Raw genomic sequence first — 12,088 nt, 5'->3', positions numbered from 1 at the left:
CACGCGTCGATCGACGCGTGTCCTGTCGGAAGGGTGGTGTCGGTCAGGCGGTGGCGGACACCGACGACGCGGCGGAACCGCTGTCGACGGCGTTCGCGAACACGACGCCGCCCCAGGCGATGACGACGATCGCGAGCACGAAGCCGATCGCGGCGATCCACCACGACGGCTTGCGGCGGATCCAGGCGCCGATCGACAGCACGATCGTGGCGACCCCGATGACGAACGCGCCACCGACCGCGATGGCGGCGCCACCGAAGTACCCGCCGGGCGAGCACCCGGCCGAGGCGTCGCACGACGTCGTGGCCGAGGCGACCGCGATGATGCCGACGACCGCCGTGATCGCGGTCATGACGGCACCGAACACCAGGAGCAGGACCGTCGAGATCCGGTCGGCGAGCTTCGCCGGCGGGAACAACGTGGTGCCGCCGCGCTCCCACGCCGCGCGCTGCGCGTCCGTGGGGGCGGAGGAGGGCTGCTGCGGAGGGCCGGGGACGTTGGACCAGGTCATGCGTGCAGTCCTACCGCGCCTCGACCCCGAACGCCTGTGCGAGCCGCTGGATCTTCTGCGCCCGACCGAGTCGGGGCAGGTCGGAACCGTCGCGGATGACCCGGCCGCGGGCCTCGAAGTCGTCCAGGAAGTCCTGTGCCCAGGCGACGTCGGTCGGGGTGGGGGAGATGACCTCGTTGATGACGGGGAGCTGCTCGGTGTCCAGGCAGAGCTTGCCGGTGAGGCCGAGCGACACGGCGACCTGCGACTGCTCGCGGAGGATCGGGTGCGACGACCCGACCGTGGGGCCGTCGATCGGGCCGGGCAGGTCGCCGACGCGCGAGGCGACGACGAGCTTCGACCGCGGGTACGCCATCGCGAGGGTGTCGGCGCTCGTCCCGGTGTCGCGGCGGTAGTCGCCGGACCCGAAGGCCAGGCGGAACGCACCCTGCGCCTTGGCGATCGACACGGACTCCTCGATGCCGAGCGCCGACTCGACCAGGGCGATCACCGGCGTCTGGCCGCCGAGCCGGTGCCAGGTGTCGGTGACCTGGGCGGGGGACTCGGTCTTGGCGAGCATGACGCCCTGCAGCCCGGGCAGGCCACGGAGCTCCTCGACGTCGTCGGCCCAGAAGTCCGTCGTGACGTCGTTGATGCGCACCCAGGCCTCGCCACCGCCGGCCAGCCAGGCGGCGACGCCCTGCCGTGCCGAGGGCTTCGCGGCGGGGTCGACGGCGTCCTCGATGTCCAGGATGATCTGGTCGGCGCGGGACCGCTGGGACTTGTCGAACCGATCGGTCGCGGTGCCGGAGACGAGCAGCCACGAGCGTGAGATCTCGGCGGGGACCGATCGACGCCGGTTCGGCGTAGGGGCGGACGGAGCGGTGCGGTCGTCGATGGCCATGCCCCGTTGGTACCACACCCGAGGGGACGAACGCCTCGCTCGGACGCGTGCCGCGTCGATGCGGAAACCCCGAAACCTCGGTTCATTGCCAGAGAGGCCGTCCGGTTCCGCCTACAGTGTCGGATGTGTGGCGAGCGGACAGGGTGACCGACGGTGAGGACGACGTGAACGACGACGTCCCCGTCGAGGGTGCCCGCGCGCGCTCCGACGACGATCGAGACGAGCAGCAGGACGTGGACCAGGAACGGACCGACGACGAGCCGGACCGCATGCTCCGCCCGGAGCTGCAGATGACGAGCCCGCAGGCGATCAGCCTGGGCGACCCGCGGTTGCAGGCGGGCAACGCGGCGGAACCGACGTGGGACGGCTGGCGCACCCAGCTGACCGGGGTCGGTGGCACCAGCCCGCTCACGCACTTCAGCGACCACCCGCGCGCCCGCATCGAGCTGTCGACCACCCACCCAGGTGGTCTCGCGCAGTTCATCACCGGCAAGACGACCCTGCTGTCCAGCCTGATCCGCGACGAGGTGGCGCTCCGTGCCGCCCGCGTGGCCGCCGGACACGTCGAGGCGAAGGGCACCGAGCTCGCCACCGTGCGCGGCATCGACGCCGTGAAGCTCGGCATCGGCATGGCCGACTGGAAGCACGGCGACGAGCAGTTCCGCGGCCCCGTGCTCCTGCGACCGCTGGCGATCCGTCGGCACGGACGCGACTTCGAGGTGCGCCTGCTCGGCGAGCCGGTGCTCAACCCGGGCCTCGCCGACGCCCTGCACGAGCAGTTCGGGGTGATCCTCGACGCGCAGTCCTTCGTGGCCCTCGCGCAGCAGGACGGCTCGTTCACACCGAACCCCGTCATCGACCGGCTGCGTGGGCTGACCGCGCACATCCCGGGCTTCTCGGTGCACGCCCGACTCGTGGTGTCCGCCTTCGCCGAGGTCGCGACCGGCATGGTCGAGGACACCGGCGACCTGTCGCACCCCGTGCTGGACGCCCTGGCCGGCAACCCGAGCGCGAAGTGGCAGGTCGAGCAGTCCTACCACCCCGTCGAGCAGACCCCGTCGGACGAGCGCAGCCCCGAGACCGACACGCTGCTGCTCGACGCCGACGACGAGCAGGAGAACGTGATCGCCCAGATCACGGCCGGCAACTCCATCGTCGTGAAGACCCTGCCGGGCACCGGTGGCACCCAGACCATCGTGAACGCCCTGGGCGGCCTGGTCGCGGCGAACAAGCGCGTGCTCGTCGTGAGCCCGCGCCGCGCCACCCTTCGGGGCATCGCCGCACGCTTCGGCGAGGTCCAGCTGCCCGGGGTCGCCGTCACGCCGTCGACCCTGCGCCGCGACGTGGTCCGTGCCATCGCCCGCAACGAGAAGGCCGCGCGGCCGAACCTCCGTGAGGTCGACGACGCCCTGGTCCGCCTGCGCAAGGTGCTGAAGGACTACCGCGGCTCGCTCACCCGCAAGGACCCCGACTTCGGCGTCTCGGTGCTCGACTGCCTGGTGGAGCTGTCGCGCCTGTCGCTGCTGCCCGTCGCCCCGTCGACGACCGCCCGGCTGTCGAAGCAGTCCGTGGCCTCGATGGTCGACGGCCGGTCGCGCGTCGCCGAGACCATGGTCAGCGCCGCGAACCTCGGCGAGTTCCGCTACGGCCCCGACGACTCGCCCTGGTACGGCGCGAAGTTCTCCTCGAGCGACGGGGCGCAGCGTGCGCACCGCATCGCGAAGGACCTGGACGCCGACGGCCTGCCGACCCTGCTCCGCCGTGCCCACGACCTGGTGAGCACGACGCACATGCGCCAGTTCACGACGATCAACGAGCTCGGCATCTACCTGCGCCTGCTCACCGAGATCCGCGACACGCTCGACCGCTTCCTGCCGGTGGTGTTCGACCGCTCGGTGTCCGAGCTCGTGGCCGCCACCGCCCCCCGCGGCGAGGGCGCCCCGATGTCGTCCACGAACCGTCGGCGGCTGAAGAAGCTCGCGCGTGAGTACGTCCGACCGGGCGTGCACGTGTCCGACCTGCACGAGGCACTGACCCGCGTCCAGCAGCAGCGCGTGCTCTGGCAGCGCTACGTCGCCGCCGGCGTGAACCCCGAGGTGCCGACCGGCATCGCCGACGTGCAGGTGCTGTTCTCGAACGTCGCCGAGGACCTCGCGCGTCTCGACGAGCCGCTGGGCCGCACCGAGCGCGACCGCCAGCTCGCGAACACCCCGGTCGACCAGCTCGTCCCGACCATCGCAGAGCTCGCCGCCGAGTCCGACGTCCTGCACAACCTGCAGGAGCGCACCGAGCTCATGCAGACCCTGCGTGACCTGCAGCTCGAACCGCTCATCACCGACCTGGCGAACCGGCACGTGCCGGACGTGCAGGTGCCGGCCGAGCTCGAGCTCGCCTGGTGGCAGTCCGCCCTCGAGACCATGCTCGAGTCCGACCGGGCCCTGCTCGGCGCGAACACCGACATGCTCGACCGGGTCGAGGCCGACTTCCGCCTGGTGGACGACGCCCACGCGGCCGGGGTCTCCCAGGGCCTGGCGTGGCAGCTCGCCGAGAACTGGAAGGTCGGTCTCGTCGACTGGCCGGAAGAAGCGACGGCGCTCAAGACGCAGCTGCGTGACGGCGCGATCACCTCGCGCCTGCTGCAGGACTCCGCACCGCACCTGTCCCGGTCGATCGCCCCCGTCTGGCTCGCGAGCCCGTACGAGGTGCCGCAGATCGCCGACACGATGCCGTTCGACACCGTGATCCTGGTCGACGCCGGTGCCGTGACGATCGCCGAGACCGTCGGTGCCGTCCGTCGTGCCCGCCAGACCGTCGTGTTCGGTGACCCCGTCACCCAGACACCGTCGCCGTTCCGCATCGCCGTGGACCCCGAGCACCGGGCGCTGCAGGTCGACGAGGGCACGCTCGACGCGTTCCACGCGGACTCCGCACTCGCGAAGCTCTCCACCCTGCTGCCCACCCTGTCGCTGTCGCGGTCGTACCGCGCCGGCGGCGAGGACCTGGCCGAGCTCGTGAACCGTCGCTTCTACGGCGGCAAGATCGAGTCCCTGCCGTGGGCCGGCTCGTTCCTGGGCCACGGCTCGATCGCGCTCGACTACGTCAGCGACGGCAAGGCCGTCCCCGACCCCGAGTCCGGTGCTGTCGAGAGCGTCGACGCCGAGGTGGACCGCGTGGTCCGGCTCGTCATCGACCACGCCCGCACCCGCCCGACCGAGTCGCTCATGGTCATCACCGCGTCGGCGAAGCACGCCGTGCGGGTCGAGCAGGCCGTGCTGACCGCCGCCCAGGGCCACAAGGACCTGACCGAGTTCGTCATCGGCGACCGCGCCGAACCGTTCATCGTGGCGACGCTCGAGCAGTCGGTGGCGCAGAGCCGCGACCGTGTCGTGTTCTCCATCGGGTACGGCCGCACACCGCACGGCCGCGTGCTGCGCGACTTCGGTCCGCTCGGCAAGCCCGGCGGCGAGCGGCTGCTCGCGGTCGCGATGACCCGTGCCCGTCGCTCGATGGTCATCGTGACGTGCTTCCAGCCGTCCGACATCGAGGCCGAGCGCATGGGCCACGGCACCATCGCCCTCGCCGAGATCCTGGCCGAGGTGCGCGCCCGCACGACCGCCGAGTACGTGCCGGACGACTCCGACCCGTTGCTCGTCGACCTGGCACGTCGCCTGGAGATGCGCGGTATCCCGGTCGCGCTCGGCCACCGTGGCAAGCTCGGCCTCGTCGCCGCGCACGGCGGGGTGTGCGTCACCATCGAGACCGACGCGTCACTGGTGAAGGGGTCGCTGCGCGAGTCCCTGCGCCTGCGTCCCGAGGTGCTCCGTCGTCTCGGCTGGCACTACGTGCGCGTGCACGCGTTCCAGCTGTTCTCCGACCCGGACCGCGTCGCCGACACCGTCGCGTCCGTGCTCGGGGTCGACCGCGGTGCCACGCAGGAGATCTCGATCCCACCGATCCCCGCCCGCCGGTGAGCACGCAGGATCTCGATCCCCGCGTGTCCACGGTCGGCCCCGCCCGCCGATGAGCCGCCGGGCCTCGCGGCCCGCCGGTCCGGTGACGCCGGAGACGGACCAGCTGGTGGGCACGTGGACGCGGGCCGACGACGTGTCGTCAGCCGCGCCTCCCGGATCAGCGGTTCCGCAACCGGACTCGGACGACCCGTCGGGAGGCCCGGTGCGGCGCCGCAGGCGCGTCACCACCCAGCCGGTGGCGGGCTACGACCCGGCGCCGCCGCCGGAACCGGCGCGACACCGCGACGGTGAGAACGACGACCAGCTCCGGCGCGACGTCCCGCCGCACTGGTAACCGGTACCCTGGCCCGTGATGACTGACACCGCGCGGCAGCGCCCCGACTGGCAGACCTGGCCGAACCTGATCACGCTGTTCCGCCTCGTGCTGATCCCGGTGTTCATCGGCCTCGTCGTCGCCGGCCACCCGGGGTGGGCGCTCGTCGCCCTCGTCGTGATCGGCGTGAGCGACTGGGCGGACGGCTTCATCGCCCGGAAGTTCGACCAGGGCTCGAAGCTCGGCAAGGCGACCGACCCCGTCGCCGACCGTCTGGCGATCATCGCGATCGTGCTGTCCCTGGTGCTCGTCGGCCTGCTGCCCTGGTGGGTGGTGGCCGTCGTCGTGCTCGTCGACCTGGTGCTCGTCGTCCTGTCGAGCGTGCTGTTCCACGGCAACCCGGACCTCGACGTCACGTGGACGGGCAAGATCCGCTCGGCACTGCTGTTCGTCGGGCTGCCGGTGCTGCTGTTCTCCGCGGTGCACACCGTCGACGAGAACGCGCCGTGGGTCCGGGTCGTGGCCCTGGTCTTCGTCTACCTCGGCACCGCGGGGCACGTCCTCGCCGGCGCCCAGTACGCCGTCGCGATGTTCGCGAAGCGCCGGGCTGTCTCCGCCGCCTGACCCCCCAGCGCAAAACACCGGTGTTCACGCTGCGCACCGCGGTTTGCGGGTGTGCAGAGCGGGAACACCGGTGTCTTGCGGGTCCGAGCGCGGTCGTGCGCCGGGGCTAGAGCTTCGTCGAGCCGCCGATGCCGGGCCCCTCGGGAGCGTTCGACGGGGCGATGTGCGCCCCCGTGCTCGCGGCGCCACCGTTCTGCGGGCGGAGCAGGTCGCGGATCTCGAGCAGCACTTCGACGTCGGTCGGGGGCACGTCCTGCGGGGTCTGCTCCTCGTCGTTCTTGACGCGCTCGAACGCCACCTTCTTCAGGTGGTTCACGGGTACGACGAGCGCGAAGTACACGACCGCGGCGACGATCACGAAGTTGATGACCGCGCCGATGATCGCGCCGAAGAGGATGTCGGCGCTGCCGCCGGACACCGTCGGGATGCTCCAGACGAGCGCTTTGTCGAGGCTCGAGGCGTTGAACACCGCACCGATGAGCGGGTTGATCAGGGCGCTGACGATCGTGCTGACGATCGCGGTGAACGCCGCACCGATGACGACTGCCACGGCCAGGTCGATGACGTTGCCGCGGAGCAGGAACTCCTTGAAGCCCTTCATGCGAGGGTCTCCTTCCGGGTCGAGGACGGCCGCCGAGTGGCGACGCGCCCAATGTATCCGGAGAGCGCAGACCGCGTCAGGACGCGGCGGACTTCGAGCTGCTCGGCTTCGACTCGGGCTTCTTCGCCGGCTCGGACTTCTTCGGCTCCGACTTCGCAGGGGCGCTCGACGACCCCTCGGCCTTCGGCGCCGGGCGGGAGTCGGTGCGGTAGAAGCCACCGCCGTTGAAGGTCACGCCGATGGGGGAGAACACCTTGCGCAGGACGCCGCCGCAGACCGGGCACTCCGTCAGGGTGGCGTCGGAGAACGACTGCTTGATGTCGAACGCGTTGTCGCACTCGGTGCAGCGGTACGAGTAGGTGGGCACATCAGCTCCGGAACGTGATGATGCGTGACGGCGTGATGATGCCGTCGACGGGTTCGTCGTGGGGTTCGCGCGGGACCTCGTCGAGGTACTCCGCGTCGAAGATCACAGCATAGACGGGCGGGCGGTTCGCCATGGACCCGAGGGTCTTGTCGTAGTAGCCGCGCCCCCAGCCCATGCGGACCCCGTCGTGCCCCACCGCCGCCGCGGGGGCGAGGATGGCGTCGACGTCATTGATCGCGAGCGGGGACAGGACCTCACCGACGACCTCGGGCAGGCCGAGCAGGCTCTCGGTCTCGCTCTCACCGTCGCCCACGGCCCAGTCGAGCAGGCCGTCCTCGCGGGTGACGGGCAGCAGCACGCGGATGCCCTGCTCGAAGGCCCAGTTCAGGAACGGCCGGACGTTCGGCTCGTCCGGCGCGGACAGGTACAGGGCGATGGACGTCACCTGGCGCTCCTCGACGAAGCGCTGCAGGGTCGCGGTCAGGGTCTCGGTGTCCGCGTCGCGTTCGGTCGTGGTCCGGGTGCGCCGCCGCTGCCGGAGTTCGGCTCGCAGGGCGCGCTTCTCGTTCCCGAGATCGGCGATCATGCCGAGGAGTCTACCGAGGGGTGTCGTTGCGGCTTCCCGCCGGGAACGCGCGCACTCCCGTGTCCCCCGGAGCGACGACATGCCCTCGAAAGGGGGATCGGATACGGTCTGACCATGGGCTTCCAGATTTCGAAGGCGGTGATCCCGGCCGCAGGGCTGGGTACCCGCTTCCTCCCCGCGACCAAGGCGATGCCGAAGGAGATGCTCCCCGTCGTCGACAAGCCGGCCATCCAGTACGTGGTGGAAGAGGCTGTCGGTGCCGGGCTGACCGACGTGCTGATGATCACCGGGCGCAACAAGAACGCGCTCGAGAACCACTTCGACCACGTGTCGGAGCTCGAGGAGACCCTCCGCAAGAAGGGCGACCACGAGAAGCTGCAGAAGGTGAACCAGTCGACGGACCTCGCCGACATGCACTACGTGCGCCAGGGTGACCCGCTCGGCCTCGGCCACGCGGTGCTCCGCGCGAAGATGCACGTCGGCCGCGAGCCGTTCGCCGTGCTCCTCGGTGACGACATCATCGACGCCCGTGACCCGCTGCTCCAGCGCATGATCGAGGTCCAGGGCGAGAAGAACGCCACCATCGTGGCCCTGCTCGAGGTCCCCGAGTCGCAGACGCACCTGTACGGCATCGCCACGGTCGAGCCGACCGAGACCGACGACGTGGTGAAGATCACCGGCCTCGTCGAGAAGCCCCCGCAGGGCGAAGCGCCCTCGAACCTGGCCATCATCGGCCGCTACGTCATCCGTCCCGAGGTCTTCGACGTCCTCGAGAAGCAGGAGCCGGGCAAGGGCGGCGAGATCCAGCTCACCGACGCGCTCATGAAGATGGCGAGCGCGGAAGAGTGGACCGGCGGCGTGTACGGCGTCGTGTTCCGTGGACGCCGGTACGACACCGGTGACAAACTCGACTACATCAAGGCGATCGTGCAGCTCGCCTCGGACCGCGATGACCTCGGCCCCGACCTCAAGTCGTGGCTGAAGGAGTTCAACGCGGGCGAATAGTCGGCCATCCCGCTCGGGTCCGGTGATCACGGACCCGAGCGGGACACCCCGTCCCGCACCGGGGCGGGACCCCGGAGGAACCCAGCGATGACGACGATCCCGACCCTGTCCCACGGGCGGGTCACCATCCGGCCCCTCCGGCTCCGCGACACCCGCGACCTCGACGCGGCACTCGCGACGAACCGCTCGTGGCTCCGCACCTGGGAAGCCACGAACCCCTCCGGACACGTCTCCACCGACGTCCGTGGCAGCATCCGCGCGCTCCAGGCCAACGCCCGCGCGGGACTCGGTCTGCCGTTCGCGATGGAGCTCGACGGCCGCTTCGTCGGGCAGCTCAACGTCTCCGGCATCTCGTACGGCTCGCTCGCGAGCGCCTCGATCGGCTACTGGGTCGTCGAGGACGCCGCCGGCCACAACGTGACGCCGATCTCCGTCGCCCTCGCCGTCGACCACTGCTTCCGCTCGCTCGGCGTGCACCGGATCGAGATCTGCATCCGTCCGGAGAACGCCCCGAGCCTGCGGGTCGTCGAGAAGCTCGGCTTCCGGTACGAGGGACTCCGTCGCCGGTACATCCACATCAACGGGGACTGGCGCGACCACTTCTGCTTCGCGCTGGTGGCCGAAGAAGTCCGCGGTGGCGTCCTCGAGCGCTGGGTCCAGGGGCAGGTGCCCCCGGGCGTGGGGACCGTGCCGCTCGCCGCTCGCGACGAGGCCGCGATGCCGCTGGACACGACGCCGCGCATCTGACGCGCTGCACCTGACGGGCCTGGAGGCGCGGCGCACCTCCCACGGATTCCGCCCCGACACGCGCAACACGCGTCCGGCAATGACGGGGCCGGGGAACCGCCGCCCCTACCGTGTTCGCATGGCAGGAATCGGCTCGTGGGGTGGCGGCATCGTCCTGCTCGTCGCGGCCGTCCTCTGGCTCGTCTACCTGATGCCGTCGTGGGCCGCTCGTCGCCAGTACCTGGCCACCGAGCGGAACGCCATCCGGCTGCAGCAGACCCTCCGGATCCTCGCGCAGACCGCCGAGCTGCCGGACGAGGTCCGCATCGAGATGAACGCGAAGTCACTGGCCCAGGCGCAGCGCGTCGCCCGGTCCGAAGAGGCCAAGCGCACCGCCATCGTCCGGGCCCACGAGGCCGCGCGGCAGCGTGAGATCACCCGCCGCCTCGCCGAGCAGGCCCCGGTGCTCGAGCGGGCATCCGCCGTGCCGGCCCTGACCGCGATGCGGATGCGCCGTTCCCGGCTCGGAGCGACCCTGTTCGGCACGCTCGGCATCGTCATCGCCCTCGTGGTCTTCATCGCATCGCCGTCGCTCTGGCTCGTCGGTGTCGCCGGCCTCGTCGCCGCCGGTGGGTCCGCAGCGGTCCTGGCCCAGCTGCACCAGGTGGCGACGGCGCGGAAGCAGCGTCTCGCGGCCGCCGAGACGGGCGCGACCCGCGCCTCCCGGCAGTCCACCGCGTGGACCGACCCGGCGCCGCCCCTGTCGACGGAACAGCCCGCTGTGCCCACGCAGGACCGCTCGTGGACCCCGAACCACGTGCCGAAGCCCCTCTACGTGGAGCGACCGGCCGCGCCGGCCGCGTCGCCCGAGTCGTCGGCCGAGCTCGCCGCCCGGCTGAAGGAGCGCGTCGCCGCGGCCAAGGCGGAAGCCGAGGCCGAAGCTGCAGCGATCCGTGCGGGGGAGTCCGACCCGTCGCTCGCCACCGTGTCCCGGATGCGTCCCGAGCTCGAAGAAGCGGCGGCGTCGCTGTCCGCGCACGACCAGGGGCGTCTCGCCGAGCGGCTCGGGCTCCGGGCCCCGGCCGCGTCCGCCGGCGTTGCTCCCGGCGCTCCTGCTCCAGCCGCTCCTGCTCCCACCGACGAGCCTGCCGGGCCGCCGAGCAAGTGGGCCGGCATGGGGGTCCTCGACGACGATGCGTACCAGCAGGCCGACCTCGACGCGATCATGCGACGGCGCCGCGCGGTCTGACCCGCGGCACGCCCGACGGGCCACGCGCGATTTCGGCTGGGCCGAACGAGGGTGCTAGTGTGGTCGAGCACTTGGGGCTATGGCGCAGTTGGTAGCGCGTCTCGTTCGCAATGAGAAGGTCAGGGGTTCGAATCCCCTTAGCTCCACCACGTGGCAACCACGAGAACGGCCCGGAACCGACAGGTTCCGGGCCGTTCTGTCGTTGCTGCGCGCGTGCGGTGAGACCTTCCTCCACAGGCCGAGCAACGGGGATCGTTCGACACAGTTCACGCACCGGGGTGGTGTGTTGTCCAACGCATCGCCCTAGACTCCCGGTGCGCCGCAGGGGCGTCGCCGGCCCACCGGGCCCGACCAGGGGGAGAGCATGTTCCGTATCAGTCGTCTCGTCGCGACCATCGCGACCACGGTGGTGGTGGCCGCCGGCATCGCGGTCGCCGGACCGTCCTCGGGTGCGTCCGCGGCGGTCACACCGCTGGGTGTCGACATCTCCTGGCCGCAGTGTGGCAGCCAGGTGCCGACCGACCAGGCGTTCGGCATCGTCGGGGTCAACGAGTCCCTCGGCAACACCACGAACCCGTGCCTCGCCGAACAGCTCGACTGGGCATCGAAGTCCGTCGGCGGTTCGGCCCAGCCGAAGACCCAGCTGTACGCGCTGTTCGCCAACCCGGGGCTCCAGGCCTCGGTCTGGCCGACGTCGAACAGCTACCAGGGCACGGTGCCCACCAACCCGTTCGGCACGTGCGTGACCAAGAGCGGCAAGAAGCAGCTCACCCTGGCCTGCTCGTTCATGTACGGCTACGCCCGCGGGTACGACGACGTCCAGAGCCGTGGGGTCCCGAACCCGTCCGCCTACCGCTGGTGGATCGACGTCGAGACGGGTCTGTCGTACCAGCGCGACACCGCGCAGAACCGTGCGGCGATGCAGGGCATGATCGTCGGGCTCAAGACCGCCGGCGTGAAGCGGATCGGCCTGTACTCGACTGGGTCACAGTGGAAGACCATCGCCGGCACCGTCAAGGCGAACAGCCCGCTGTACGGCCGCTCGAACTGGATCGCGCTCGGCAAGAGCACGGTGACGAAGGCACGGAAGGCCTGCTCCGGCACGCCGCTTCCCGGCGGCACCATCGCCATGGTCCAGGTCGAGGTGCCCTACGGCTCCGGCACCATCGACCGCAACGTCTCCTGCACCTGATCGACCTGACCTGACCGACGGACGGGAGGCCCGCTGCCAGCTGGCAGCGGGCCTCCCGTC

The 12,088-nt window shown here is 71.1% G+C and carries 11 protein-coding genes and 1 tRNA gene; 7 read left to right on the top strand and 5 right to left on the bottom strand.

What is annotated here, in order from left to right:
- Positions 1-43 precede the first annotated feature (43 nt).
- Both H489_RS32395 and H489_RS32390 read right to left on the bottom strand, forming a co-directional pair.
- The gene (locus tag H489_RS32395; protein ID WP_017887995.1) at positions 44-511 is read right to left on the bottom strand and encodes a DUF6264 family protein; all 468 of its coding nucleotides are present in this window, start codon (positions 509-511) and stop codon (positions 44-46) included.
- Positions 512-521: 10 nt separating this feature from the next.
- Positions 522-1,394 carry an HpcH/HpaI aldolase/citrate lyase family protein gene (locus H489_RS32390; protein WP_017887994.1) on the bottom strand — a complete coding sequence of 291 codons (873 nt, stop codon included), beginning with the start codon at positions 1,392-1,394 and terminating at the stop codon, positions 522-524.
- 143 nt (positions 1,395-1,537) lie between these two features.
- Between H489_RS32390 and H489_RS32385 the strand changes: the two genes are divergently transcribed.
- Together H489_RS32385 and H489_RS32375 are read left to right on the top strand one after the other, a co-directional pair.
- Positions 1,538-5,365, top strand: a complete 3,828-nt coding sequence (locus H489_RS32385; RefSeq protein WP_017887993.1) for an ATP-binding protein — start codon at positions 1,538-1,540, stop codon at positions 5,363-5,365.
- 352 nt (positions 5,366-5,717) lie between these two features.
- Positions 5,718-6,302: a CDP-alcohol phosphatidyltransferase family protein gene (locus tag H489_RS32375; protein ID WP_017887991.1), complete on the top strand. Its 585-nt coding sequence runs from the start codon at positions 5,718-5,720 to the stop codon at positions 6,300-6,302.
- 106 nt (positions 6,303-6,408) lie between these two features.
- On the opposite strand, the gene mscL is transcribed toward H489_RS32375, so the two are convergent.
- The 3 genes from mscL to H489_RS32360 form a co-directional block, all read right to left on the bottom strand.
- Positions 6,409-6,903 (bottom strand): large conductance mechanosensitive channel protein MscL, encoded by a 495-nt coding sequence (mscL, locus tag H489_RS32370; protein WP_017887990.1) that lies wholly within the window; start codon positions 6,901-6,903, stop codon positions 6,409-6,411.
- A gap of 76 nt (positions 6,904-6,979) precedes the next feature.
- On the bottom strand, positions 6,980-7,270 hold the full coding sequence (locus tag H489_RS32365) for an FmdB family zinc ribbon protein (RefSeq protein ID WP_017887989.1): 291 nt from the start codon (positions 7,268-7,270) through the stop codon (positions 6,980-6,982).
- A 1-nt stretch (position 7,271) separates the two neighbouring features.
- The gene (locus H489_RS32360; protein ID WP_017887988.1) at positions 7,272-7,856 is read right to left on the bottom strand and encodes a 5-formyltetrahydrofolate cyclo-ligase; all 585 of its coding nucleotides are present in this window, start codon (positions 7,854-7,856) and stop codon (positions 7,272-7,274) included.
- Positions 7,857-7,970: 114 nt separating this feature from the next.
- On the opposite strand from H489_RS32360, the gene galU reads away from it, so the two are divergent.
- From galU to H489_RS32335, 5 genes are all read left to right on the top strand, one after another.
- Positions 7,971-8,861: a UTP--glucose-1-phosphate uridylyltransferase GalU gene (gene galU, locus H489_RS32355; RefSeq protein ID WP_017887987.1), complete on the top strand. Its 891-nt coding sequence runs from the start codon at positions 7,971-7,973 to the stop codon at positions 8,859-8,861.
- An 87-nt stretch (positions 8,862-8,948) separates the two neighbouring features.
- Positions 8,949-9,608, top strand: a complete 660-nt coding sequence (locus H489_RS32350) for a GNAT family N-acetyltransferase (protein WP_017887986.1) — start codon at positions 8,949-8,951, stop codon at positions 9,606-9,608.
- Positions 9,609-9,726: 118 nt separating this feature from the next.
- On the top strand, positions 9,727-10,836 hold the full coding sequence (locus H489_RS32345) for a hypothetical protein (protein ID WP_017887985.1): 1,110 nt from the start codon (positions 9,727-9,729) through the stop codon (positions 10,834-10,836).
- Positions 10,837-10,909: 73 nt separating this feature from the next.
- Positions 10,910-10,985: transfer RNA gene (locus H489_RS32340), tRNA-Ala, on the top strand.
- A 215-nt stretch (positions 10,986-11,200) separates the two neighbouring features.
- Positions 11,201-12,028 (top strand): hypothetical protein, encoded by an 828-nt coding sequence (locus tag H489_RS32335; RefSeq protein ID WP_017887984.1) that lies wholly within the window; start codon positions 11,201-11,203, stop codon positions 12,026-12,028.
- Positions 12,029-12,088 lie beyond the last annotated feature (60 nt).

This window comes from Curtobacterium flaccumfaciens UCD-AKU (assembly GCF_000349565.1).
GTDB classification, from domain to species: domain Bacteria; phylum Actinomycetota; class Actinomycetes; order Actinomycetales; family Microbacteriaceae; genus Curtobacterium; species Curtobacterium poinsettiae.
This window is presented reverse-complemented; position numbering and strand designations above follow the sequence as displayed.